This is a genomic window from Chloroflexota bacterium, from assembly GCA_026706485.1.
GTDB lineage: Bacteria > Chloroflexota > UBA11872 > UBA11872 > UBA11872 > JAJECS01.
This window is the reverse complement of the sequence record JAPOYR010000004.1, coordinates 316,557-341,218: the sequence shown is the minus strand read 5'-3', so window position 1 is coordinate 341,218 and position 24,662 is coordinate 316,557. Positions and strand designations below refer to the sequence as shown.

The 24,662-nt window shown below is 68.6% G+C and carries 22 protein-coding genes; 17 read left to right on the top strand and 5 right to left on the bottom strand.

Going from position 1 to position 24,662, the window contains the following annotated elements:
- The first annotated feature begins 8 nt into the window (after positions 1-8).
- The 3 genes from OXG79_04075 (at position 9) to OXG79_04065 (ending at position 2,853) form a co-directional block, all read left to right on the top strand.
- Complete coding sequence (locus tag OXG79_04075) at positions 9-1,052, top strand: alcohol dehydrogenase catalytic domain-containing protein (GenBank protein ID MCY3782948.1); 1,044 nt, start codon at positions 9-11, stop codon at positions 1,050-1,052.
- 150 nt (positions 1,053-1,202) lie between these two features.
- Positions 1,203-2,345 (top strand): hypothetical protein, encoded by a 1,143-nt coding sequence (locus OXG79_04070; GenBank protein MCY3782947.1) that lies wholly within the window; start codon positions 1,203-1,205, stop codon positions 2,343-2,345.
- A gap of 55 nt (positions 2,346-2,400) precedes the next feature.
- A complete protein-coding gene (locus tag OXG79_04065; protein MCY3782946.1) occupies positions 2,401-2,853 on the top strand; it encodes a RidA family protein in 453 nt (150 codons plus the stop codon).
- A 514-nt stretch (positions 2,854-3,367) separates the two neighbouring features.
- On the opposite strand, the gene OXG79_04060 is transcribed toward OXG79_04065, so the two are convergent.
- A complete protein-coding gene (locus OXG79_04060; GenBank protein ID MCY3782945.1) occupies positions 3,368-4,429 on the bottom strand; it encodes an NAD(P)-dependent glycerol-3-phosphate dehydrogenase in 1,062 nt (353 codons plus the stop codon).
- A 119-nt stretch (positions 4,430-4,548) separates the two neighbouring features.
- On the opposite strand from OXG79_04060, the gene OXG79_04055 reads away from it, so the two are divergent.
- Positions 4,549-5,622, top strand: a complete 1,074-nt coding sequence (locus OXG79_04055; protein ID MCY3782944.1) for an Mrp/NBP35 family ATP-binding protein — start codon at positions 4,549-4,551, stop codon at positions 5,620-5,622.
- Positions 5,623-5,862: 240 nt separating this feature from the next.
- Here the strand turns inward: OXG79_04055 and OXG79_04050 are convergent, their stop codons facing one another.
- Positions 5,863-6,552: an endonuclease III domain-containing protein gene (locus OXG79_04050; GenBank protein ID MCY3782943.1), complete on the bottom strand. Its 690-nt coding sequence runs from the start codon at positions 6,550-6,552 to the stop codon at positions 5,863-5,865.
- The gene (locus tag OXG79_04045) at positions 6,549-7,064 is read right to left on the bottom strand and encodes an adenine phosphoribosyltransferase (GenBank protein MCY3782942.1); all 516 of its coding nucleotides are present in this window, start codon (positions 7,062-7,064) and stop codon (positions 6,549-6,551) included. Before OXG79_04045 ends, OXG79_04050 begins: the two co-directional genes overlap by 4 nt.
- A 133-nt stretch (positions 7,065-7,197) precedes the next feature.
- Here OXG79_04045 and OXG79_04040 point away from each other — a divergent pair, with 133 nt between their 5' ends.
- Together OXG79_04040 and OXG79_04035 are read left to right on the top strand one after the other, a co-directional pair.
- Positions 7,198-7,422, top strand: a complete 225-nt coding sequence (locus OXG79_04040) for a zinc ribbon domain-containing protein (protein ID MCY3782941.1) — start codon at positions 7,198-7,200, stop codon at positions 7,420-7,422.
- 180 nt (positions 7,423-7,602) lie between these two features.
- Positions 7,603-8,403 (top strand): SIMPL domain-containing protein, encoded by an 801-nt coding sequence (locus tag OXG79_04035; protein ID MCY3782940.1) that lies wholly within the window; start codon positions 7,603-7,605, stop codon positions 8,401-8,403.
- 120 nt (positions 8,404-8,523) lie between these two features.
- Here the strand turns inward: OXG79_04035 and OXG79_04030 are convergent, their stop codons facing one another.
- Positions 8,524-10,449, bottom strand: a complete 1,926-nt coding sequence (locus OXG79_04030; protein ID MCY3782939.1) for an ATP-dependent DNA helicase — start codon at positions 10,447-10,449, stop codon at positions 8,524-8,526.
- Positions 10,450-10,459: 10 nt separating this feature from the next.
- On the bottom strand, positions 10,460-11,161 hold the full coding sequence (locus OXG79_04025; GenBank protein ID MCY3782938.1) for a PIG-L family deacetylase: 702 nt from the start codon (positions 11,159-11,161) through the stop codon (positions 10,460-10,462).
- A gap of 95 nt (positions 11,162-11,256) precedes the next feature.
- On the opposite strand from OXG79_04025, the gene obgE reads away from it, so the two are divergent.
- The 11 genes from obgE (at position 11,257) to OXG79_03970 (ending at position 24,260) form a co-directional block, all read left to right on the top strand.
- Positions 11,257-12,555, top strand: a complete 1,299-nt coding sequence (gene obgE, locus OXG79_04020; GenBank protein ID MCY3782937.1) for a GTPase ObgE — start codon at positions 11,257-11,259, stop codon at positions 12,553-12,555.
- A gap of 189 nt (positions 12,556-12,744) precedes the next feature.
- Positions 12,745-14,511 (top strand): threonine--tRNA ligase, encoded by a 1,767-nt coding sequence (thrS, locus tag OXG79_04015; protein MCY3782936.1) that lies wholly within the window; start codon positions 12,745-12,747, stop codon positions 14,509-14,511.
- A 108-nt stretch (positions 14,512-14,619) separates the two neighbouring features.
- A complete protein-coding gene (locus OXG79_04010; protein MCY3782935.1) occupies positions 14,620-16,404 on the top strand; it encodes an ABC transporter ATP-binding protein in 1,785 nt (594 codons plus the stop codon).
- Positions 16,401-18,182, top strand: coding sequence for an ABC transporter ATP-binding protein (locus OXG79_04005; GenBank protein MCY3782934.1), 1,782 nt, complete (start codon positions 16,401-16,403; stop codon positions 18,180-18,182). The genes OXG79_04010 and OXG79_04005 overlap by 4 nt, the downstream gene beginning before the upstream one ends.
- Before the next feature lie 88 nt (positions 18,183-18,270).
- A complete protein-coding gene (locus OXG79_04000; GenBank protein ID MCY3782933.1) occupies positions 18,271-19,095 on the top strand; it encodes a hypothetical protein in 825 nt (274 codons plus the stop codon).
- Between the two features lie 195 nt (positions 19,096-19,290).
- Positions 19,291-20,799: a carboxypeptidase M32 gene (locus OXG79_03995; protein ID MCY3782932.1), complete on the top strand. Its 1,509-nt coding sequence runs from the start codon at positions 19,291-19,293 to the stop codon at positions 20,797-20,799.
- 75 nt (positions 20,800-20,874) lie between these two features.
- Positions 20,875-21,126: a type II toxin-antitoxin system prevent-host-death family antitoxin gene (locus OXG79_03990; GenBank protein ID MCY3782931.1), complete on the top strand. Its 252-nt coding sequence runs from the start codon at positions 20,875-20,877 to the stop codon at positions 21,124-21,126.
- Entirely contained in the window at positions 21,123-21,524 is a 402-nt protein-coding gene (locus OXG79_03985) for a type II toxin-antitoxin system VapC family toxin (GenBank protein MCY3782930.1), read from the top strand. The genes OXG79_03990 and OXG79_03985 overlap by 4 nt, the downstream gene beginning before the upstream one ends.
- 136 nt (positions 21,525-21,660) lie before the next feature.
- The gene (locus tag OXG79_03980) at positions 21,661-22,770 is read left to right on the top strand and encodes an amidohydrolase family protein (GenBank protein MCY3782929.1); all 1,110 of its coding nucleotides are present in this window, start codon (positions 21,661-21,663) and stop codon (positions 22,768-22,770) included.
- Positions 22,751-23,116 carry a Rieske (2Fe-2S) protein gene (locus tag OXG79_03975; GenBank protein MCY3782928.1) on the top strand — a complete coding sequence of 122 codons (366 nt, stop codon included), beginning with the start codon at positions 22,751-22,753 and terminating at the stop codon, positions 23,114-23,116. The genes OXG79_03980 and OXG79_03975 overlap by 20 nt, the downstream gene beginning before the upstream one ends.
- Before the next feature lie 25 nt (positions 23,117-23,141).
- A complete protein-coding gene (locus OXG79_03970) occupies positions 23,142-24,260 on the top strand; it encodes a hypothetical protein (GenBank protein ID MCY3782927.1) in 1,119 nt (372 codons plus the stop codon).
- Positions 24,261-24,662: the final 402 nt, after the last annotated feature.

The window sequence follows — 24,662 nt, the reverse complement described above, 5'->3', positions numbered from 1 at the left end:
CCCTTGCGATGCTTCCGACGACGATGACCGCCGCCGTGCTCCACGGACCCGGCGACTTGCGGATCGAGACCCGTCCGGTTCCCAACGTCGAGCCCACCGACGTGGCCGTGGACGTGGCATTTTGCGGCATCTGCGGCACGGACCTGCACTACTGGGACGGCTGGACCTTCGACGCCTGGCTGCCCAACTACGACCAGCCCTGGGTGCCGGGCCACGAGTTCACCGGCACGGTCGTGGCGGTCGGCGGTGCGGTGCCGGACCTTCAAGTGGGCGACCGCGTGGTCGTCGAGCCGCGCACGCCCTGCCAGACCTGCGCGCCCTGCCGCAAGGGCATCACGAATTTCTGCACCAGCATGCGCGGCATGCGCGGCAGCGGAGCCTGGGCCGAGTACACCGTCGTCGACTACCGCAACGTCGTGCGGTTCCCGGAACACCTGGACCCGCAACTCGTCAGTCTCACCGAGCCGCTGGGCTGCGTGCTGCGCGGATTCGACCGCATCGACATCAGCGCCGGCGATTTCGTGTTCGTGGCCGGGGCCGGACCGATCGGCCTGCTGGCCATGCAGATGGCCAAGCACAGCGGCGCCTCCCGCGTGCTGGTGAGCGAGCCGCATCCCTCGCGCCGCGACCTGGTGGCGGAGCTGGGCGCGGACGTCATCCTGGACCCGACCACGGACGACGTGCCCGCGGCCGTGCGCGACGCCACGCGCGGCCTGGGCGCCGACATTTGCATCGAGGCCGCCGGCGTGAACCCGGCGTTTCAGGCCTGCATCGACAGCGTGCGCGACAGCGGCACGATCCTGGTGCTGAGCCTGGCCAATCCGGAGGCCACGTTCGACCTCAAGCCCTACGACCTGTTCTCACACGAGCTGCGCATCGTGGGCAGCAACACCCGGCTCAACACGTTCCAGCGCGCCCTGGACCTCGTGCCGCTGCTGGACCTAGAGCCCATCGTCACCGAGGTGCTGCCGCTCACGGAGGCCGTCACTGGCGTGCGCCGTGCGAAGGCGGGCGAGGGCGGGAAGATCGTGCTGGATTGCCGTGGGGGCTAGCCGTGGTCCCCAACGGGATCGTTGACTGGGTCCTTCGTCACTCGTTGACGGCGCAAAGATCGCAATAGGCCGATGGAACGCCTACGCGGGCCTCGACTGAGGCGCATCGGCCTAGTCGCCGCCCTGGCGCTCCTCCCGCTCACTCCGCTCGTGGCCTCGGTGGTCTTTCGGCTCGCGGTCGGGCCTGGCGTGTCGGCCTCTTCGACGCCCGTACTATTCGACACCTACATCAATTTGCGCACCCTTATCTGGTCCGTGCTGGTCGTGGCGATTGCCGCGGCGCTGGTACCGGCGGGCCTCATCTTGATGCGAAGACCGAGTGCGTCCGGCGCCTGGTCGCTCGGCCTGATCACCATCGCCGTGGGCGTCATCGGCACCGCCTACGCTGTCGCCGAGCTCGCCTTTGCTCTGCCGACAGTTTCACCCTTCTCGGTGCTCTTGGTCGCAGCCCTGAGTGTCGTGCCAGCAGTAGTGGGAGTCCGGTTGATGCGAACAAAGGGACTTACGAGTCAACAGGCGCTGGGTTTCATGGTAATGACGCTGGGAGCCGTCGGGTTGGCACACAGCGCTGGGTTGGTGCATTGGTTGGTAACTTCCGACTCGGAGATGTCAGTCCCCATAGCCGCTCTGATTGCCGAAACCGTGGCGCTAACCGTGGTGCCCCCGGCCGTGGGATTCCATTTCTTGCGAAGCAAACGGGACTCCCCCGTGAGGTCACTCGGAATCGTGGTCATCGTGCTGGGAATGATTGCAACTATCCATAAAGCCTCTCAACTCACGACTTCCCTTGCGACTTTCGAAGGGTGGTACGCCTCAACGACCGTGGATATAGCTTTGATCGTAGTGATGCTATTGGCATCGATAATTGTCGGAATTTTATTGATCCGAAATAAGACTATCTCCAACGTACAAGCGTTGGCCTTTGTGATCATCGCGATTGCAGTCATTGGATTCACCTATTGTGTATCTACATTTCTATCTACGTTACTTACGGGCCCGTGGATGCTTTATTTCCCGAGGACGTGGCTGCTTTATTTCCCGAATATTGGAGTAGCGATTCTTCTGTTTCTGCTGCTCGTCGTTGCGCTAAGTGTGGTGCCGGCGAGGGCGGGTGTGCTCCTCATGCGACGGACGCATGCTTCCGGACCCTGGGCGCTCGGCCTTGTGGCGATTGCGTTAGGCATCGTCGGGACGACGTTCAGCGCGGTGCAACTGCTCGCCGCGAGTTTCGCGCCCACGTCGCTCTTGCCCACTGTCGGGCTCACGCTCCTGAATACAGCCTGGCTGCCCTGAGCACGCCGGCGCCTACAATGCCCGGCCGCGGACGGCCGCGAGAAGAGGCGCGCGCATGTCATTTGAAGAACGCCTGACCGAACTCGGCATCGAACTCCCCGACGCGCCGCGGCCGATGGCCGGCTATGTGCCGGCGGTTCGCAGCGGGGCGCAGCTGTGGATCGCGGGGCAGCCGCCGGGTCCGGATTGGGGCGGCGGGCAGATCGGCCGGGAATATACGATCGAGCAGGGCGCTGCCGCGGCCCGCGCCGCCGGGCTGAACATCCTGGCCCAGGTGCGGCAGGCGGCCGGGTCGCTGGACCGGGTGCGGCAGGTCGTCAAGGTGGTTGGGTTCGTGAACGTGGCGCCGGGCATGGACCAAGCCCACCGAGTGGTCAACGGCTGCTCCGACCTGATGGTCGAGGTGTTCGGCGACGCGGGCCGCCATGCGCGCTCCGCCGTGGGCACGAGCACGCTGCCGATGAACATTCCGGTGGAGATCGAGGCGGTGTTCGAGCTGGAGGCATAGCGGCCGGTCGGGCTGCATGGGAAGACGTTTCCACAGCCAGATAAGGGCGGTTCACGAACCGCCCCTACCCGTGGGTCATTAGACTCAGCGGCCGCTAGATGCCCGCCTTCGCGTAAACGCGAACGGGCGGGTCTGAGACCCGCCCCTACCGAAGCACCCGGCGCGCCTACTGGTTCGACCGGACTGGATTCCGGCTCCCCGCCTGCGCGGGGACAGGCTTCGCGGGAATGACGGAGGGGACACGCAAGGGTCTGCTTAAGCAGGAACGGCCCGCTCGACGGCGGACCGTTTCTGCGTCTCCGAACATCAGGCCCGCGACCGCTGGCCGCGGGCGAAGACTCGCGCTAGCTCGCGCGCACCTTCTCTGTTCGGGGACCCTTCGGACTGGCATCGCCCATACAGATCACCCCCTTCGCGTTTCGGGATATTCCGGCCGGCAGCCGGTGCCCGTTATGGGGCAAGTGTACGTCACTGCCAGGCAAATGGTCGCGGGGACGCCCGTGAGCACTTCGCCCTACGACTGTTGCCCCTGCCCGCCAATCCCCCAGAGCTCGTGGCTTGGCTCCCGGGCCATGAGCCGCTGGCCGGCTTCCGAAACCGGCATGCCCTCGAAGAGCACGACGTTCATCAGCTCGACGATGGGCATTTCCACCCGCAAACGTTGGGCGAGCCGCAGCGCCCCGCGCGCCGCTTCGACGCCCTCGGCCACCATCACCATCTGCGCGGTGATCTCGTCCAGCGGCCGACCTTGCGCCAGCTGGCTGCCCACATAGTGGTTGCGGGATTTGGCGCTGCCGCAGGTCGCAATCAGGTCGCCCACGCCGGCCAGGCCGCTGAAGGTCAGGGGATTCGCCCCGGCGGCAACTCCGAGGCGGGTCATCTCGGCGAGCCCTCGCGTCATCAAGACCGCCTTGCCGTTCTGGCTGGAGCGCAGGCCGTCGGCCATGCCCGCGCCGATGGCGATGACGTTCTTGAGCGATCCGGCCAGCTCGACGCCGATCACGTCGTCGCTGGTGTAGGCGCGGAACCACGGCGCGCGCAACGCCCGCTGGACCGTCCGCGCCACTTCCGGGTCTGCCGATGCCACCACCGTGGCCGCCGGCTCGCGGGCGGCGATTTCACGCGCGAAGTTGGGGCCCGAAACCACCGCGAAGCGATCGGTCAGATCGCCGCCCACCAGCTCGGCCAGGGCCTCGGAGACGCGCGCGCCCGTCGGCGGATCCAGGCCCTTGATGCCACTGACCAGAATGGCCGACGGCGGCAACCAGCGCCCCAAGCGCTCCAGGTTCTCCGCCAGCCGCCGCATGGGAACGGCCAGTACCACCACGTCGGCGCCATCAAGCGCCGCCGCGGCGTCGTGGGTGATGGTGAGCGTGTCGGGCAGCGGAATGCCGGGCAGGAACCGCGTGTTTTCGCGGAGGCGCGCCATCGCGTCGGCCTCGGCCGGGTCGTGCACCCACAGCACGCACGCGCCGCCAACGTCGGCCACCAGCGCCGCCAGCGTGGTGCCCCAGCTCCCCGAACCGATGACGGTGACGCGCGTCGGAGTGCCCTCGATGATTGCGGTTGGCCGCACCAGTGTAGGCGTGGGCGGCCGCTTGGAACGGCGGGCAGGCCTGTTGGGCATCCAAGTCACGCCGCGTTAGCCTTGCCAGAACCGGCCGGAAATCCCAACGGCGGCACGCAGGAATCAGCATGGACCAGCCCACGGCGGATGTGCGCGAGGCGCTGCGCACGATTCACGACCCCTTCCTGGGCGCGGCGTTTAGCGAATACAACCTCGCGCGCGACGTACAGGTCACCGATGGCGCCGTTGCACTCGGCCTGGTGCTGCCGGTGCCGCTTGGACCGGTCAAGCAGTCACTCGACGCAGCCGTTCGCGAGCGGCTGGCGGGGTTGCCGTGGGTCGGCGGCGTCGACATTGAGTGGTCCAGCAACGTGACCGCGAATTCCGGCTTCGGCCAGTCCGGTCAGCCGCTGCAGGGCGTGAAGAACACCGTCGCCGTGGCGAGCGGCAAAGGGGGCGTGGGCAAGTCGACCGTGGCGGTAAACCTGACCGTCGCGCTGCAGGCCATGGGCGCCAGGGTGGGGATTCTCGACGCCGACATCTACGGCCCCAACGTGCCGGGCATGCTCGGCGTCGACGGGCGGCCGATTCTGGCCAACGACAAGATTCAGCCGCTCTACGGCTACGGCGTTCCCGTGATGTCCATGGGCTTTCTGGCCGACGAGGGCACCGCCATGATCTGGCGCGGGCCCATGGTGGCGCAGGCCCTGCGGCAGCTCATCGAGGACGTGGACTGGGGCCAGTTGGACTACCTGATCGTGGACCTGCCGCCGGGTACCGGCGACGCCCCGCTGTCGCTGGCACAGATCCTCCCGCTGGCCGGCGCGGTGATCGTGAGCACCCCGCAGGAAGTGGCGCTGCAGGACGTGCGCCGCGGCATCGCCATGTTCGAGAAGCTGCGCGTGCCGAATCTCGGCGTCGTCGAGAACATGTCCTACTTCCTCTGCGGCAACTGCCAGGAGCGGCACGAAATCTTCGACCACGGCGGCGCCGCGCGCGCCGCGGAGACGGCGGGGGTGCCGTTGCTGGGCGAGATTCCGCTGGACCCGCGCATCCGCAGGGGCGGCGACCAGGGCCGACCGCCCGCCGCGTCGGGGGCCGGCGACGCGCTCGGGTCGGCGTATTTCGACGCCGCGCAGCACATGACGGCTCAACTGAGCAAGCTCAACGCCGCCAAGCCGGAGCCTCTGCCGGTTCTCTAGACCTTTGCCCGTCGTTCCGAGCGCAAGCGAGGAATCCGCGGCCGATGAGATGGTCTCGACGGTAGGTCGCCGCCGGGCCCGCTTTGAGCCGAGATCACGATCGGGGCCGGCAAAGCTTCACCCCTGCGTCGGAGAAGGAACGCCTTAGATTTCTCGCTGCGCTCGAAATGACATCTTCGAGAGACCGTTTGCAGCCGTGAAACTCGCCGTCTGTTGAGATGCATTGGGAATGAAAGCCGCCTACCGCAAGCGCCCGCCACTCCCATAGCGACAGCCCATAAGTAAAGGGCACGATGGACAGTCGGGCGTCGAGCGGCAGTGCGCCTTGCCGAGCCGTACGAAGAGTCCGTGAGCCTCGGCGAGCTGCCAGGCATCCGGCGGCAGCGCCTCCAGGAGCAGCGCGCGTAGCGAGGCCCGGGGCACCGCCTTTGGAATGACGCCTAGCCGCTCCAGCGCGCGCTGGGTGTAGGTGTCGACCACGAAGCTCGGCTGGCGCGCGGCGTAGAGCAGGATGGCGTCCGCGGTTTCGGGTCCGACGCCCCAGATGCCGAGCAGCTCACGCCGCAGCGACTCCATTGGGGCGCGCAGCATGCGGTGCAGGTCGCCGTCGTGCGCCTCCCGCACGTGCGTGGCGAAGGCGTGCAGCTTGGCCGTCTTCTGGCGGAAGGACCCGCTCGGGCGCACCAGTTCCTGACACCTGAGTTCGTCGAGCGCCAGGATGCCGCCGATCGACAGCGCGCCGGCGGCTCGGAGGTTCTCGATGGCCTTGGCGGCGCCGGTCCAGGCCGTGTGCTGCACCAGCAGCGCGCCGGCGATCACCTCGAAGGGGTCGGCGTCGGTCCACCATCGCTGCGGGCCGAAGTGCTCTGCCAGCGCGTCCAGCAATGGCTCCAGCCGGTCGGCCAGCTCCGCCGGCGAGGGCAGGGTCACTCGATGCGAATGACGCTGTGCACGGGGTGGTCGTCGAGCTGCGCTCGGCCGTTGAGAAACACCAGCTCGATCAGGAACGCGCTGCCGATCACCTCGGCGCCCAGCTCACGCACGAGCTTCACGGCCGCCGCCGTGGTTCCTCCGGTCGCCAGCAGGTCGTCCATCACCACCACGCGATCGCCGACCTGCAGCGCGTCGCGGTGGATCTCCAGCGCATCGCTGCCGTATTCCAATTCATAGGTGATCTGGTGGGTGGCGGCGGGCAGCTTCCCCGGCTTGCGCACCGGCACCACGCCGCAGCCCAGCTGCACCGCCGCAGCGGCCGCAAACAGGAACCCCCGCGCCTCGACCGCCACCAAAGCGTCCGGCGGCGCCTCGCGGTACGGCGCCGCGAGCTGGTCAATGGCTTCGCGCAGCGCGTCCGGATGCCGCAGCAGCGGCGTGATGTCCTTGAACATGATTCCCGGCTTGGGGAAGTCCGGGATGTCACGTATGAACCGTTCCAGGTCCATGCACATGGCCTCCTTCCCGACCGCCCGCGAACGGCGGCCCGCACGAATTCCGAGGCGGCATCATGGCACGCCCCAGCGACTTCACGTGTGCGGCGTATACTCTGGCGCCGACGGACCTGCGCTGAGGACTTGCATGCCGGCCTACACCTACGAATGCGAAAAGTGCGGCGACGTGTTCGATATCCGCCGCAGCATGACCGACGAGAGTCCAGTCGTTTGCACGTCCTGTCGCAGCAAGCGCGTCCGCCGCATCTACCACGCGCTGGCCATGGTTGGGGCCTCGTCGTCCGGCAGCAGTGAGTCGCCGCCCGCATATGACGCGGGTGCAAGCTGCTGCGGCGGTTCCTGCGGCTGCTAGCTCCGACGCCCTAGCACATCAGCGGCAGCGCGGCGCCTCGGCGTGCGCATTTCGCGCGTCGGTGCCAATGGCCGTGGGAACGTTGTGTGGCGTATCCCACATGCGCGGGAACGATGTGGAACCGTTCGGCGTACTCTCTTCAGGACGGTGCCGCGCCGTTTTCCGCCGAAGGAGCTGGAGATGTTGAACCGTGCACGAGTCACCCTGGCCATCGCCATTCTGGCGCTGGCGGCCGTCATCGGCAGCGTCGCCGTCGTTGGCGCGGACTCGAACGGGACGTCCTACCTAGAGCCGCCGCGCACCCTCACGGTGAACGGCGACGGCGCGGCGTCCGCGGCTCCCGATATCGTCGATATCCAACTCGGCGTTGAGACGATCGACGAAGATCCAAAGACCGCCATCGACGACAACACCTCGACCATGCAAGGCGTCATCGAGGCACTGACCGATCTGGAGGTCTCCGAGGACGACATCCAGACCCGCAGCTTCAACATGTGGGTCGAGCAGATCTATGACAAAGACGGCCCGACCGGTGACTTCCTTTACCACGTGGTCAACCAGATCTCCGTGCGCGTGCGGGACATTGACAGCACGGGCGACGTGCTGGGCGCGGCGCTGGCGGCCGGCGCGAACACGGTGCGCGGCATCTCCTTCGGCGTGGAAGACACGCAATCGCTGGAAGAGGCTGCACGGGACGCGGCCGTCGACAACGCGGTCGCCAAGGCCGAGCAGTTGGCCGAGCGGCTGGGCGTCGCGGTCGGCAGCCCCCGGCATATCGCCGAAATCTCCGGTGGCTTCCCCGAATCGGTCCGCGTCGAGCGAGCGGTCATGCTGGAGTCCGCCAGCGGGAGCGTGCCCGTGTCACCCGGAGACTTCACGGTTCGCGTGTCCGTGAACATCATCTTCGACATCGAGTTGCCGGACGAGGACGGCGAAATGGATGGCGGCGACTCGGAGGAGGACGAGTCCGAGGAGAGCTAAGAGGCCTCAGAATAAGTCAGGACCCATGGCATCAATTGACCCCAATCCGTTCAAAAGCCCCTTCGACAAGCTCAGGGCGAACGAATTGGGGTTAGGCCACTGGCCGCGGGCAGCCCAGTCCTAGCGGCCGCCTGACCGGAAGAAGCGGTAGACGTCTGCCAGCTCGGCGGTGCGCCGCGCGGGCGGCAGCGAGTCCAGCACCAGGGCGCCGTAGCGGCGGGTGGTCAGCCTGCGATCCAGGATGGCCACCACGCCGCGGTCCTGGCTCGAGCGAATGAGGCGCCCCACGCCTTGCTTGAGCAGCAACGTGGCGCGCGGCAGGGCGAACTCGCCGAACCAGTTCCGGCCCTCGGCCCGCAGACGGTCGGTGCGCGCGGCAATGACCGGATCGTCGGGCACGGCGAAGGGCAAGCGCGTGATGATGACCAGGCTCAGCGCCTCGCCCGGCACGTCGACGCCTTCCCAGAATGACCGCGTGCCGAAGAGGACGGCATTGCCGGCCGCGCGGAACTGGTCGAGCAGCACGGGCGTGGGCGCCTGGCCCTGGCGCAGCACGGGGAATTCCAGCCGGCCCGAGAGCCGGCGCCACGCGTCGCGCAGCGCCCGGTGGCTGGTAAACAGGCAAAAGGCACCGCCTCGCGAGGCCTGCACCAGCGCCTCGATGCGGGCCGCGATGGCGTCGGCGTATGCCTCCGAGGCGCCACCGCCCGTCGGTGGTTCGGGGATGTCGCGCGGCAGATACAAGAGAGACTGGCGCCGGTAGTCGAAGGCCGGCTCGGTCACCATTCCCTCCGCACCGGCCAGGCCCAGGCGATCGGCCGTATAGGCGAACGAGCCGCCGACCGTGAGCGTGGCCGACGTGCCGATCACTTGCCGGCGGTCGGCCACCAGCTGCTTGAACGTCAACGCCACATCGATCGGGGCGGCGGTCGCGACGATGCCGCGCTCGTCGGACCGCTCCGCGAAGTGCACCCAATCCGGGTCGCCGACGCGAAAGACGCGGTCCGCGTCCATCGCCAACTCGCGCAGCCGGCGGCTCAGCCAGGCGCCCTCCTCACCGTCGGCAACCTCACCGACCGCCTCGGCCAGGTCGGTCGCCAACTCCGCCAGCCGGATCCCTGCGGGGATCTCCTCCCGGATTGGCGAGCGGCCCGCGCCCAGCATGCGCTCGACCTGGGCGAACGCCGCCGTGGACGCCTCCAGCGCCGCCCGAATGGTCCCGGCGCGCCCGCGACCGACGGCGTCGATGACCCGCCGCGTGTTGAGCATGCGCGAGGCGCGGCCGGCGTCAATCTCCGCCGCGAAGACGGAGGTTGCCGCGTCCTCCAGCGTGTGGGCCTCGTCGAGCACCGCCGGCGCGCCCTGCGGAAGCGGCATGCCGGTCCCGTCCTCGTCGCCCACCGATCGGAGCTTGGCGTCCACCAGCACGAGATGGTGATTGGTAATCACGATCTGGGCGTCGGCGGCCTGGGTCCGCGCCTTTTCGGCCCAGCACTCGCGCACGAAGGGACACAGTCGTCCCTCGCAAGTCTCCATTCCGCGCGTCAAAGCGGCGCGCAGCACCGGCGTCGCGCCCTCGCCCAGTTCGTCCATGTCGCCGCTGGTGGTGCGGTCGGCCCAGGCCCGCACCTCAGGCATGTGCCCCACGATTGCCGCGTCGGGCATTTGCGCCTGCGCATCCAGGGACAGCAGGCAGAGATAGTTCGCGCGGCCCTTCAAGCGCGCCACGGTCGGCGACACGCCCGTGAGACGGACGGCCAGCGGCAGGTCGTGAAACCAGAGCTGATCCTGCAGCGCCTTGGTGGCGGTGCTCACGATGGCCTGCGACTTCGAGCGCAGCAGCGGCGCCAGGTAGGCCAGCGATTTGCCGGTGCCGGTGCCGGCCTCGACGAGCGCATGCTGGCCGGCGGCGAGCGCACCTTCCACGAAGTCGGCCATCTGAAGCTGGCAGGCACGGGTCTCGAAGCCGGGAAGCAACCGTGACAGCGCGCCGCCAGCGCCGAACAGCCGTTCGAGCGACCGCCGGCCGTCGGTCGGTGCGTTCACGCGGTTGCCGCTACGGGAGGATTCGGGTCGTCGCCGACCTGCCGGCAATTGGCGCCGCCGCAAAGGCCTCGGCGAAGTCCACGCCCGCCTGGAGGCCGCGGTACGCCGACACCGTCTCGGCCGCCTCGGCGATGTCGATGCCTCGCTGCGTCACGTACCACTGCGCCAGCGTCTTGAGGTGCGCGATGGCCGCCTGCTTGGCGTCAATCGTGTCGCTCACGTCCACGTAAGTGTCGGGCGTGAAGCCCTCGAGCCATCGCGGCTCGTAGGCGAACACCGCGGGCGGCGCGTCGAGGGGGTCCTGCTCGGTGCGGGCGGTTGGCGCGGCGGCAAGGTGCGTCGCGTCGAGCGCCAGCCGCGAGATGTCGCGCAGGTCGTAGTGTGCGTCCACTGACGCCGGCGCGAGCAGCGCATTTGGCCGAAAGGTCCGCACCACCTCGACCAGTTGCATCCGCGTCACGGCGTCGTTGGCCACGCTGAAGTCCGAGTGGCCGAACCAGAAGAGTTCCGCGCCCAGGGACTTGGCCGCAGCCTCCGCCTCGGCGCGATGCGCGTCGGCCAGCTCGCGGGGCGGCAAATCACTGCCCAGGCTGTTGCCGTTGGCCAGGGTGCAGATCGCCACGGCGCCCCGTGATGCGACCACGCGCGCCAGCGTGCCGCCGCAGCATATCTCGGCGTCGCCGGGTGATGCGGCCAGGGCGAGGATGCGCATGAGTCTCCCTTGGCGTGACGTGGTCAGAGTTTAGCCGGGCGCCTCGGTGAATCTCGTGCGGCAGAATTGACCTGCGCCGCACCCGCGCCGGACTCATGCCTGATTCCACCGCCAATTTCTTCGACCAGGCCGGCGTCTACGTGCGCGCCGGGCGCGGCGGCGACGGCGCGGCGAGCTTCCGGCGGGAGAAGCACGTGCCGCTCGGCGGACCCGACGGCGGCGATGGCGGCCGCGGCGGCGACGTGCTGATCCGGGCGCGGGAAAACTTGCATGCGCTGACGCACCTGCAATACCAGCATCGCTTCATCGCGGGCAACGGCGCGCCCGGCCAGCGCAGCCTGCGCCAGGGGCGCGACGGCAAGCCCGTGACCATCGATGTCCCGCTCGGCACGGTGGTGTATGACGACACCGCCTCGCAGGTGCTGCACGACCTGGTCGAGGACGGCCAGGTCGAGGTGGTCGCCCACGGCGGTTCGGGGGGGCGCGGCAATGCGCGCTTCAAGTCGTCGCGGTTTACGGCGCCGGACCTTGCGCTGCGCGGCGCGGACGGGGAGGAATGCCACCTGCGCCTGGAGTTGGAGTTGATCGCCGACGTCGGTCTCGTCGGTGCGCCCAATGCGGGTAAGTCCTCACTGTTGACGCGCATCAGCGACGCCCGGCCGAAGGTCGCGCCGTATCCCTTCACGACGCTGCAGCCCGTCCTGGGCGTCGTCGCGGCCAGCGACACGCACATGGTCGTGGCCGATCTGCCGGGACTGATCGAGGGCGCCAGCGAGGGGGCGGGTCTCGGGGCTCAGTTTCTGCGCCACGCCAGGCGGTCGCGGGTGCTCATCCACGTCGTTGACGGCTCGGGGCTGGAGCGACCGCCGATGGAGGCGTTGGACGCCATCAATCATGAGCTGGCAAGCCACGGCGCCGGATTGGAGTCGCGGCCGCAGATCGTGGCCTTCAACAAGATCGACCTTGCCGAGTCTCGCGCCGAATGGAGCGCCTTTGCCGCGGCATGCCGCGAGCGCGCCTGCGAGCCGGTGGCGGTGTCCGCGGCGACTGGCGAGGGTATTCCGATGCTCGTACAACGTGCGCTGGGCGCGCTGGCCGAGGCACCCGAGCCGGAGCGTCCCCAGCCGACGGCCCCGCCGGTGCTGCGCCCCGAGCCGGTCCACGAGGCCCCGCGGCTGTTTCGTCGCGAGGACGGGGCCTACGTCATCCGCGACCCGACGCTCGAACGGCTGGCGCGGCAACTCAATCTGAACACCCAGGACGCGGTCGACTACTTCCAGCGCCGGCTCGACCGCAGCGGCGTCACCGCGCGCCTCGAAACGGCCGGCGCGGAGCCCGGCGACACAATTGTGGTCGGCGAGCTGGAGTTCGAGTGGGAGGCCGAGGGGCTGTGATAGCATCCCGCCATGGTGATTTGTAGCCGAAGCTCTCGCCCATCACTGGGTGAAATCCGCGTCACTACCTAGCCCCCGCCATGTCGCGGCCAGCGTGCCGCGCCGCGGGGGCCGCGCCCGGCACCGCCGGGCGATTTTGTTTTCTTGGCGGGGTTCGGCCCGCTCCCTACCTGACGAAGGATCTCTCCCATGAACGACACGCTCTCCCGCATGCGGCACTCGGCCGCGCACGTGCTGGCCACAGCCGTGCTCGACGTCTTTCCAGACGCCGAGCTCGGCATCGGGCCGCCCACGGACGAGGGCTTCTACTACGACTTTCTGCTCCCGCGCGCGCTCACGCCCGACGATTTGAAGCAGTTCGAAGCGCTGATGCGCAAGCACGTGGCGGCGGACTACCCCTTCGAGTACGCCGAGCATGAGCGCTCAGAGTTGCTTGAGCGGTTTCGCGAGGACGGCCAATCCTTCAAGGTCGAGCTGATCGACGACCTGGCGGTGGACGAGACGCTCAGCACGTACACGTCCGGGCCGTTCGTCGACCTCTGCCGCGGCCCGCACGTGGAGTCAACGGGTCAGATCGGCGCGTACAAGCTGCTGTCCATCGCCGGCGCCTACTGGCGCGGGGACGAGCGGCGACCGCAGTTGCAGCGCATCTACGGCACGGCCTTCGCGACGCGTGCCGAGCTCAAGGCGCACCTGCAGCGGCTCGAAGAGGCCAAGAAGCGCGATCACCGCCTGCTGTCGCGCCAGCTCGACCTGTTTTCCTTCAACCCGCTGGTCGGCGCGGGCCTGGTGCTGTGGCATCCGAAGGGCGGGGTCATTCGCGAGACGCTGGAAGACTTCTGGCGCGCCGAGCACCGGCGGCGCGGCTACGACCTCGTCTACTCGCCTCACATCGGCCGCAAGGAGCTGTGGGAAACGAGCGGGCACACGCAGTTCTTCGCGGACGGGCTGTTCCCGGAGATGGAGCTGGAAAACCAGACGTTCATCAACAAGCCGATGAACTGCCCCTTCCACGTGCAGATCTTCGCGTCGGGCACACGCAGCTACCGCGACCTGCCGCTGCGACTGGGCGAGCTTGGGTCGGTCTACCGTTACGAGCGCTCGGGTACGCTGCACGGGGCGCTGCGCGTGCGCGGCATGACGCAGGACGACGCCCACATCTTCTGCCGCCGGGACCAGTTCGTGGACGAGGTCAGCGGCGTCATCGACCTGACCCAGATGATTCTCGGCACGTTCGGGTTTTCGGACTACGCCATCGACGTGAGCGTCCGAGCCGACGACGACCGCGACAAATACGCCGGGGACGACGAGCTGTGGGAGCTGGCCGAGCAGGGACTGGTCGAGGCGTTGAACCGCCACGGCCTCCCGTTCCGCCGCGTGCCGGGCGAGGCGGCTTTCTACGGACCCAAGATCGACGTACATCTGGTCGACGCCATCGGGCGCACGTGGCAACTGACGACGATCCAGGTTGATTTCAATCTGCCGGAGCGGTTCGACATCACCTACGAGGCCGCCGACGGCAGCCGCGAGCGCCCGGTGATGGTCCACCGCGCCATCATGGGGACGATCGAGCGCTTCACGGCGATCCTCATCGAGCACTTCGCCGGGGCGTTCCCGGTTTGGCTCTCGCCCGTGCAGGCCGTGGTGATCCCCATCGCCGACCGGCACGCGGAATACGGCCAGGGCGTGGTCGAGCAACTGCGGGCCGCGGGCCTGCGCGCGGAGCTGGACGCGCGGTCCGAGCGCATGAATCGCAAGATCCGCGACGCGCAGCTGCAAAAGGCGCCCTATATGCTGATCGCCGGCGACCGTGACATCGCCGCGGGCCATGTGTCCGTGCGTCTGCGCACCGGCGAGGACCTCAAAGGCATGTCCCTGGACGCCTTCCTGGACGCCGTACAGCCCGTCGTCGCGTCGCGCGCGCACGACACCCTCGGCTTCGATGCCGCCGGCTAGCGGCGGTGACTGTGCGTCCGGAATTGCCCCAGCGCTAGTGAGACCTGTTTCGGGCCTGGCGGTCGGCCAGACTCGCCGGCGGGTCGAGGAGGGCAGTCACCGAGGACGATGAGCCAGCAGCCTGTGAACGTGCTTCGCACGGCTCGCCGCATGGCGTCCTATCTGCGCCCGCACTGGCGAGCGCAGGTGGGCGCCGTGCTGGCCTCGCTGGTGACCGTCGGCGCGGAGCTGCCGACGCCGCTGCTCATCAAGGCCCTGGTTGACGACGTCGCCATCGGCGGCGACCTGAGCCTGCTGCCGCCGCTGCTCATCGCCATCGGCGCGCTGGCCATTGCGGGGTCGGCTGGCTACGTCGCCGCCAACTACCTCTTCACGAGCGCGGGCGAGCAGGCCGCCAACGTCCTGCGTCGCGCGCTGATGGACCAGGTGCTGCGCCTGCCGCTGGCCTACTTTCGAGGGCATCGCACGGGCGACACGGTGACCCACTTCACCGCCGACTCGGCCGCCATCGCCGAGGCCTACGAGCGCGCCTATGGCCGAGGACTTTCCGCCGCCATTTCGGTGCTCGGGATCGTCATCGTCGTGGCGGTGATCGACTGGCGCTTCGGGGTGCTCGCCGCGGTGCTGGTGCCCGTGTACATGCTGCTGCCGCGGCTCCGCCAGGGGCACCACGTGCGCTCGGCGCAGCGCGTCCAAAACGCCACCGGCGAGCTGGGCGGCCTGGCCACCGAACTGATCGCCGGCATGCGCGACATCCGCGCCTTCAATCGCCAGGCGTGGTCGCTGGAACGCCTGCGGCGACTGCTCCGTGAGTTGCGCGATGCGCGCGTGTATCAGGGATTCGTCCGCGGCTGGACCTGGGTGACCACGACCATCTTCTGGATCGCCTATGCCTCGATCTTCCTCGTGCTGGCGGAGCCGATCTTCGGCGGCGAGGTGACGATCGGATTTGCGCTGGCCCTGGCGGGGTATCTCTCATGGCTCAACCGAGAGGTGACCCCGATGACCATGGCGTACGTCGACCTCTTGCACGCGGTCGGCGCCGCGCGGCGACTCTTCGATTTTCTGGACACGCCGGCGGAGGACGACGCCGGCGACGGCAAGCCGTTGACCGCGACCCGCGGCGATGTCGAGTTTCGCGGCGTCAGCGCGGCATACATGCCCGGGACGCCGGTGCTGACGGACGTGTCGTTTCGGGTTCCGGGCGGCTCGACGACGGCGATCGTGGGCCCGAGCGGCGCCGGAAAGTCGACCGTCGTCAACCTGCTGCTGCGGTTCCTCCAGCCAAGCGCCGGTGAAATTCGGCTTGACGGGCAGGAAATTGGCGCCGCAAGCGCGACGGAGACGCGTCGGCACGTGGGCGTCGTGTTCCAGGATCCGGTGCTCTTTCACGGGTCCATTGCCGAGAACATCAGGTTCGGACGCGATGGCATCGGCCAGCGCGAGGGTGCCCAGGCGGCCGCCACCGCCGCCGCGACCGACTTCATCGAGGCCACGCGCGACGGATTCGGCACCCAGGTCGGTGAGCGGGGTCTCCGCCTGTCCGGCGGCCAGGCCCAGCGCATCGCCATTGCGCGCGCCATCGCCGGCGATCCGCGCGTACTGGTGCTCGACGAAGCCACGTCTGCGCTCGACGCCGAAGCCGAGCACCTGGTGTTGCGGGGCCTGGAACGCGCGCGCGAGGGCCGCACGACGCTGGTGATCGCCCACCGGCTGTCCACGGTGCACCAGGCGGACCAGGTCGTCGTGCTCGACGAAGGCCGCGTGCTGGACGTCGGACGGCACGGCGAGCTCTATGCCCGCTGCGGCCTCTACCGCGAGCTGTGCGACCGGCAGATGCAACCGATCACCGAGGCGCGGGCGGATATCGTTAGCAGGGCGTACACGCCGTGATCGCCTCGGCGCCGAGCGTGGACGCGCCGCGAGCGTTGTCCGATTGGGCGATCGCCTCACGCCTGTGGGCGTATCTGCGCGGGTCGCGTCTCGACTACGCGATTGCCGCGGCGGTGACCGCGGGGAATTCCGCCGTGATGATCACGCGCCCCTGGCTGCTGCACGTCCTCATCGATGACGTGTTCGGTAAGCAAGACCGCGGCCTGCTGATCCCCACGCTGCTCGGGATCGCCGGCTGCGGCGTCGGACTCGGAATCGCCGCCGTATTCGGGCATTGGGCCCACACGCGGGCGGCCGAGGGCGCGATGTCACGCATGCGCCAAGACATCCTGCGACAGGCGCAGCGCATTCCCATCGGCGCTCTCCGCGGGCGACGGACGGGCGACATCGTGTCGCACCTCACGGCCGACGCGGCCGTGATCTCCACCGTCTACCTGCACGCCGGATCGGTGCTGTTCGCGCAGGCGCTGCGGATGCCCGGGTACCTGGTCATCATGTTCGCCATCGACTGGCGGCTCGGGCTGATCGCCGTGGCGACGCTGCCGATTCACGCGCTGATGGCGACCCGCGTCAGGGGACGGACGCAGGCAGCCGGCGCGCGGGTGCAGGGTGCGATGGGGCGTCTCACGGCGGTGATGACGGAGTTGGTTGGCGGCGCCCGCGACGTGAAGGCCTTCAACCGGCAAGGGTGGGCGGGCGAACGGCTCGATACCGAGACCCGTGGTTTGTGGCGGGCGCGCGTTCGGGTGGCGCTGCTCGAGAGCCTGGGGCAGATGTCGCACCTGGCCTACTGGGCGGCGTTGATCGCGATCTGGGCGTTGCTGGCCGACGCGGTCGTGGCCGGAACGGTGGCGGTCGGCTTCCTGGTGGCCTCGGGGCAATACCTGCTGCAAGTCGGAGGACCGGTGAGAAATACGTTGAACGACTTCGTCCAAATCCAGGTTGTGCTCGGCACCGCTCGCCGGGTGTTCGGATTCCTGGACACCCCGCGAGAGCTCGACGATGCGGCCGACCGCGCATTGGATGTGTCGGGAGGAGAACTCGAGGTCGAGAATGTCGAGTTTTCCTACGGCGACGACGACGTGCTACACCGGGTGACGTTCGGCGCCTCGCCCGGTGAGCGGGTGGCCCTGGTCGGACCGAGCGGCGCCGGCAAATCCACGCTCATCAGCCTGTTGCTCAAGTTCTACCAGCCGCGCGCGGGCCAAATTGCCATCGACGGGCAGGACATCAGGCAGGCCAGCGCGACGTCGGTGCGCCAGGGCATCGGCGTGGTGTTTCAGGACGCCACGCTGTTCGACGGCTCGGTGTCGCAGAACATTTCGCTCGGTCGCGAGACCGTTACCGAGGCCGATATCCGCCGGGCCGCGGTGCTGGCCAACGCCGACGATTTCATCACCGCCCTGGAGCACGGCTACGACACCAACATCGGCGAGCGCGGGGTGCGGCTGTCGGGCGGACAGGTGCAGCGCATCGCCATTGCTCGGGCCATCGTGGGCGACCCGCGGATCTTGATCCTGGATGAGGCCACCTCGTCGCTCGACGCCGAGTCCGAGTGGCTGGTGCAGCAGGGTCTGGAGCGGGCGTCCGCCGGGCGCACCACGCTCGTGATCGCGCACCGGCTCGCCACGGTGCGTCAAGCCGACCGCATCGTCTTCCTCGACGACGGGCGCGTGCGGGACGCCGGGCGGCACGATGAGCTCTACGAGCGCAACGACCACTACCGCCGGCTGTGCGACCTCCAGCTGCTTCGCGGTGAAGCGTCGAGTCCGGCCTAGGAGTGATTGGGAGCGAGTTCGTAAGCCTGTGCTCTAGCGGTCGGCTATTGTGCGCCCGGCAGTGTGGGCAAACCCTTGGACCGGCGACATGAGAATCCTGGTCGTGAACGACGACGGCATCCAGGACCGCGGACTGTGGGCGCTGGCGGAGGCGCTGGAGCCGCTGGGCGAGGTGCGCGTCTACTCACCGGACCGCAACTACAGCGGCGCCGGGATGTCCGTTGCGCTCACGCCCGAGTTCCATTTGCAGCGCGCCGAGCCGCCGGACGGCATCTGCACGAATGTTCCCGGTTTCACGGCGGACGCTTCGCCGGCCAACCTGGCGGCCCTGGGATGCGCCATCGGGTTCGATGGCGAGCCGGACGTGATCGTGTCCGGCATCAATCCCGGCTGGAACACGGGCGTGCAGGGCTATGTGAGCTCGGGGACCATGGGCGCGGCGCGCGTGGCGCTCGATCGCGGGTTCACCGGCATCGCCATATCCCACACCCCGCAATCGCCGGAGGACAAGCGGGCCATCGCCGCCGGGGTGGCGCGATTCGTCGCCGCGGCCCATGCGCACGGCGTGCTGCGACAGCCGCTGCTGGTAAACATCAACACGCCCAAGGGATTCGCGGCCACGGAGCCGGTATGGCTCACGCGGCCGGCGCCGTTCACGTTGTTCGCGGGTCTTCGCCCGACGGAGGATCCGATTGTCGACGGCGATCAGATCACCGTCCGCGTGGAATACGGCAGGATATTCGACGGTCCCGGGACCGACGACGACGAGACGGCGGCGCTGAAGGCCGGCGCGGTGTCGATTTGCGTCACCGACCCGTTCACGGCGGAGGTCATCAAGGATGACCCGTGGCCGGCGATCGCCCGCGCGTTTTCGCCCGCGGACAGCCACGCGGCCGATGCTCCCGCCAGGTGAGGGAAGAGGAGACCTGTCATTCCGAACGCAGTGAGGAATCCAAGGGCGTTGGTGCAGGCTCCGCGCGCCTTAGATTCCTCGCGTTGCTCGGAATGACGGAGTCGGTTGCTGGGGGTTTCGGCCGGGGTCCTGGCGGGGTGGATTCCCGCCTTCGCGGGAATGACGGACCTGAGGGAATGACGGAGGAGAGGACCTTTGAACCGAAAGCTTGACGAGCTGCGCCGGCGGCTGCGCGAAGTCGGCGACCTGCGCGCGGCGGCGGCGGTGCTGCACTGGGACCAGACCACCTACATGCCCCCGAAGGGCGCGGCGTCCCGCGGCCGGCACATCGCCACGCTGGAACGGCTGGCGCATACGGCATTCACCGACGCCGCCATCGGATCGTTGCTCGACGACTTGCAGCCATATGCCGACAGCTTGCCGCCGGAGCATCCCGACGCCGCGCTGATCCGCGTCACGCGGCGCGACTACGACCGCGACGTGCGCGTGCCGGCCGAATTCGCCGCCGCGCTCGAGGAGCACGCGGCGGCCTCGTATGCCGCTTGGATCAAGGCACGGCCCGCCGACGACTTTGCGGCCGTCCGGCCCGTGCTCGAACGCACGCTGGACCTCAGCCGGCAGCTATCGAGCTACACGCCAAACGCGGAGCATGTGGCCGATCCGCTGATCGACCGCCAGGACCCGGGCATGACCGCAGGCGAGATTTCGGTCCTCTTCGCGGAGCTGCGCGCGCGGTTGGTGCCGCTGCTACAGCGGATCGCCGCCGCAGATGCGAATGACGATTCCGCCGTGCGCCAGCACTTCCCGATCAGCGCCCAGCGCGATTTTGCCCGCCACGTGGTCGCGCTGATGGGCTTCGACTTCGACCGCGGGCGCATCGACGACACGGCGCATCCCTTCATGACCACCTTCGCCTCGGACGACGTGCGCATCACCGTGCGGGCCGACGAGCACTTCCTCGGCGAGCACCTCTTCAGCGCCATGCACGAGGCCGGCCACGCGCTCTACGAGCTGGGCGTCGATCCGGCTTTCGAGGGCACGCCGCTGGGGGACGGCGCCTCCAACGGCATGCACGAGAGCCAATCGCGGCTTTGGGAGAACTTCGTGGGACGCGGCCTGGAATTCTGGGAAGGGCAGTACGCGCACCTGCAGGCGACGTTTCCGCAGCAACTTGGATCGATTCCGCTGGACGTGTTCTACCCCGCGATCAACTACGTGCAGCCATCGCTGATTCGCACGGATGCCGACGAGGTCACCTACAACCTGCACGTGATGCTGCGCTTCGACCTGGAGCTGGAGCTGCTCGACGGGCGGCTGGAGGTGCGCGACCTGCCCGAGACCTGGCGCGCCCGCTACGCCCGCGACCTGGGCGTCGAGCCGCCGGACGACCGCGACGGCGTGCTGCAGGACGTGCATTGGTTCCACGGCACCATCGGCGGCTGTTTCCAGGGCTACACGCTGGGCAACCTCATCAGCGCCCAGGTCTTCGCCGCGGCTCAACGCGCGCTGCCGTACCTGCCCGAACGCATCCGCCGCGGCGACCTGACGACGCTGCACGACTGGCTGCGGCACTCGATCTACCGCCACGGCCGCGTGTTCACGGCCGCTGAGCTGATGCAGCGGGTCACGGGCGCGCCGATCGGCGTCGACGCCCTGATGGACCACCTTTCCCGCAAATACGGTGTGATCTACGGATTGGCATAGCCGAACTCTGCCCGACTGCTTGGGCGACGTGTGGAATAATTGACTGGTTATATTCACTGGTTGAAACGGAAGCCCATGCGTGAAGTTGCAGCCACCGAGGCCAAGGCGCGGCTGGCGGAGTTGCTGCGCAGCGTGGAGCACGGCGAGTCGATCGCGATCACTCGCCATGGACGGCGAGTGGCGCACCTGATACCAGCCGAAGTACAGGAGCGCGCGGAGTTCAAGGCGGCGGTGGACCGCTTCCGGCGGCGTCGCGCCCGTTGGCCGCGCATTGAGATGTCCACCGCGGAAATCCTGGCTGCCCGCCACGAAGGCCACCGCTCGTGACGGCGCTGATCTTGGACGCGTCCGTGGCTGCGGCCTGGCTCTTGGATGACGGGCGCGAGCCACGCGCGGACGCGGCGCTCGCGCTGATCGAGGAGAGCGGCGGTCTGGTCCCGCCGCTCTGGCACCTGGAGGTGCGCAACGTGCTGCTGACGGCCGAGCGGAGAGGCCGAATCGCCGCGGACCGGGTGCATGACCGGCTGGCGGGTCTGGCGGAGCTGCCGATCCAGACTGCCGCGGAGCCAGACCTCGATCAGGTGCTCGCCCTCGCTCGGACCCATCGCCTGTCGGTGTACGACGCCGTGTATCTGGCTCTCGCGCGACGACACGATGCGCCGCTGGCCACGCTGGACGCCGCGTTGGCTGGCGCAGCGGAAGCGGCGGATGTGCCGTCTGTCTGACACAAGGCAATCCACGCCGGCGCCTAAATTCCCGCAGTTGCCGGGCCACGCAGAAGTGGGCACAAGGTGGTCGATGCACGACGAGTCTTGACTACCTCGCCGCCCGCGCTCACCATCGGGGGCAAGGAGGCCCGCCATGGTCACCACCGCGCTACCTGAAGCTGAAGCCCGCACGGACCACCAGGCCAAGACGCCACTCAAGCTCATCGACGCCGATGTCCACAACTACGTCAACTCGATCGACGAGCTGCTGCCGTTCCTGGCGACGCGCTGGCATGCCTACATCGAGCAATCCGGATTCGAGGGACCGGGGGGCAACATTTACCCGCGCCTCTATGAGAATGCGGCGCGCCGCGACTCGTTCCCGCCCAGCGGCTGCTTGCCCGGCGGCGATCCGGACTTCGCCCGCGACCAGCTGCTGGACGGCTGGGGCATCGACGCCGCCATTCTGAACCCGCTGTATGTCGCGTCGTCGCTGCGCAATCTCGATTTCGCCAACGACCTCTCGCGCGCGGTGAACGAGCTGACGGCCGCGCGCTGGCTGGACCACGACCCCCGCTGGCGTGGATCGATCGTCGTCAACGTCGAGGACCCCGACGCGGCCGCCGCCGAGATCCGCCGCGCCGGTCGGGACCCGCGATTCGTGCAGGTGCTCCTGATCGTCCGCGCCGTCGAGCCCTACGGCCGGCGGCGATACCGTCCCATCCTCGCCGCGGCCAGCGACATGGGACTGCCGCTGGGGATTCACTTCGGTGGCAACCCCGGCCCCATCACCGCCACCGGCTGGCCGTCGTTCTACATCGAGGACCACACGGGCATGCCGCAGGCCTTCGAGGCCCAGGTGCTCAGCCTCGTGGCCGAGGGCGTGTTCGAGAGCTTTCCCGACCTGCGCGTGGCGCTGGTCGAGGGCGGGTTCGCCTGGCTGCCGGCGCTGATGTGGCGCTTCGACAAGAACTACAAGGGGCTGCGGGACGAGGTCCCGTGGCTCAAGAAGCTGCCCAGCGAGTACATCCGGGAGCATTTCCGGGCCACCACGCAGCCGATGGAGGAGCCGGACGACCCGCGCCACCTTTTGCAAATTATGGACATGATCGGGCGCGACGACTTTCTGATGTTCGCCACCGACTACCCACACTGGGACTTCGACGCGCCCGACCGGGCAGTGCCGTCCATCGTTCCGGACGACGTGCGCGAGGGGATCATGTCCGGCAACGCGGCGGCGTTCTATGACTTCGACCGCGCATGACGTGGGGGCGCTCGCCGACTTTGGCGAGCGCCGCGCACGCCGCGTGCAGGTTGGACGCCACGCCATCGTGGTGGTGCGCTGGGGCGACGAGGTCTACGCCCTGCGAGACACCTGCGCCCACCAAGGCGCGCGGCTATCGAGCGGCACGCTGGGACATCACGTCATCGCCGCCAGGGCCGGCGCGCCCATCGTGCTCGACCCGGATTCACGCGTGCTTCGCTGTCCCTGGCATGGCTGGCAATACGACCTGTGCACCGGCCGCTCGCTCCACGCGTCCGAGCGCGCCCGCGTGAGGACCTACCCCGCTCGCGTCGCCGATGGCCGCGTCTACGTGGACGTCGGCTAGCACGGACGCTGCGGTGGAGGCGGCCGTGGCCGCAATTCGCTCGTCGCGAGCCATGGTGGCGCTGGCGGTCGCCGGCGGCGGATCCGGCGTCATTCCACGCCTGCTGACCCGTCCCGGCGCGTCGCGCACGGTGTTGGAGGCGCAGGTGCCATACGGACGCCGCGCGTTAACGGAGTTGCTTGGGGCGGAGCCGGCGTCGCGCTGCTCGGCGGAAACCTCGCGCGAGCTTGCGCGGGCCATGTATGAGCGGGCGCTGCGGCTTCGTGAGACGCCCCATGCGCCGGTGCTTGGGCTCGGCGCCACGGCCGCCCTGGTCACCGACCGCGAGCGCCAGGGCTCACACCGGATCCACGTCGCCGTCGTCGACGGCTTTCAGTGCTGGGAAGCGAGGGTCCGGCTGCGCAAGAGCGCTCGCACGCGGGCGGAAGAGGAGGCGATTGCCGAGCACGTCATTCTGGGCACCCTGGCTGAGGCCATGGTCGGCGGCGGATTCGACATCGAGCTGCATTCGGATGAGCGCTTGCAGACAGGCGCGACCGTGCTGGCGCACTATCGGGACGTCATCGCGGGCGGTGAGCAGCCCTGGGCCACGGTCGATCACATTGACTGCCGCGTGAGCGCGGGAGGAGCGGTGCCCGGCGCCGTGGTGCCCGGGTCGTTCAACCCGCTGCACGAGGGCCACGCCGCGCTGCTGGAAGCCGCCCGCCGCCGCGCGTCCGGGAATGTGGCCTACGAAATCTCCATCACGAACGTCGACAAGCCGGCGCTCACCGCCGCCGAGCTCGACGCGCGGCTCCCGCAGTTTCGCGGTCGAGCGCCGGTGGTGCTCACGCGCGCGCCGACATTCGTCGAAAAAGCCCGCCTGCTGCCCGGCGCCGCGTTCGCGGTGGGCGCGGACACCGCGGCCCGCATCCTGGAGCCCCGCTACTACGGCGGCGCGGAGGCGCTGGCGCAGGCCTTGACGGAGTTGCGTGAGCTGGGCGCCCGCTTTCATGTGGCCGAGCGGCGCGTGGGCGAACGGCTGTTACGACTCGATGACTTGCGGGCGCCGCCGTCCGCCGCCGAAATGTTCGAGGCCATTCCCGCTTCGGAGGTTGGGGTCGACATCTCGTCGACCGAGCTGCGCGAGCGGGGTGGGGCCTAGCCGCGCTGGCGGTCGTCGATCACTTGGAGTCGCACCCGAATCGTCGTTCCGAATCCCCCAAACCGTCATTCCGAACGAAGTGAGGAATCTACGGACGTTGTGCGTGTTCCCCGTCCCTTTGATATCTCGCTTCGCTCGAAATGACATGGGGGTCGATACAACATTGCTGGGTCGACATGACATTGGCGGGTCGCGGCACCGGGTACCATCGGCCATCTGCATCTGTGCCGTTTCGACCTGGGGGACCGTGGCCGCCGACAACGTCCGTCCCCAACGCAGCCCGATTACACCACGCGGAGCGGTTATTCCGTGACGTCCGTGCCAGGACCGCTAGCGTGTTGTCTGGGTCTACAAGCCGCGTCCCGCCAATGCTCTTCCACGTAGCGTCGCGAACGACGCCCG

Excerpts from the sequence above, each read along its gene's own strand:
- OXG79_04075 (MCY3782948.1), top strand. The coding sequence starts at position 9 with ATGCTTCCGACGACGATGACCGCCGCCGTGCTCCACGGACCCGGCGAC.
- OXG79_04065 (MCY3782946.1), top strand. The coding sequence starts at position 2,401 with ATGTCATTTGAAGAACGCCTGACCGAACTCGGCATCGAACTCCCCGAC.
- OXG79_04055 (MCY3782944.1), top strand. The coding sequence starts at position 4,549 with ATGGACCAGCCCACGGCGGATGTGCGCGAGGCGCTGCGCACGATTCAC.
- OXG79_04045 (MCY3782942.1), bottom strand. The coding sequence starts at position 7,064 with ATGGACCTGGAACGGTTCATACGTGACATCCCGGACTTCCCCAAGCCG.
- OXG79_04040 (MCY3782941.1), top strand. The coding sequence starts at position 7,198 with ATGCCGGCCTACACCTACGAATGCGAAAAGTGCGGCGACGTGTTCGAT.
- OXG79_04035 (MCY3782940.1), top strand. The coding sequence starts at position 7,603 with ATGTTGAACCGTGCACGAGTCACCCTGGCCATCGCCATTCTGGCGCTG.
- OXG79_04025 (MCY3782938.1), bottom strand. The coding sequence starts at position 11,161 with ATGCGCATCCTCGCCCTGGCCGCATCACCCGGCGACGCCGAGATATGC.
- obgE (MCY3782937.1), top strand. The coding sequence starts at position 11,257 with ATGCCTGATTCCACCGCCAATTTCTTCGACCAGGCCGGCGTCTACGTG.
- thrS (MCY3782936.1), top strand. The coding sequence starts at position 12,745 with ATGAACGACACGCTCTCCCGCATGCGGCACTCGGCCGCGCACGTGCTG.
- OXG79_04010 (MCY3782935.1), top strand. The coding sequence starts at position 14,620 with ATGAGCCAGCAGCCTGTGAACGTGCTTCGCACGGCTCGCCGCATGGCG.
- OXG79_04000 (MCY3782933.1), top strand. The coding sequence starts at position 18,271 with ATGAGAATCCTGGTCGTGAACGACGACGGCATCCAGGACCGCGGACTG.
- OXG79_03990 (MCY3782931.1), top strand. The coding sequence starts at position 20,875 with ATGCGTGAAGTTGCAGCCACCGAGGCCAAGGCGCGGCTGGCGGAGTTG.
- OXG79_03980 (MCY3782929.1), top strand. The coding sequence starts at position 21,661 with ATGGTCACCACCGCGCTACCTGAAGCTGAAGCCCGCACGGACCACCAG.
- OXG79_03975 (MCY3782928.1), top strand. The coding sequence starts at position 22,751 with ATGACTTCGACCGCGCATGACGTGGGGGCGCTCGCCGACTTTGGCGAG.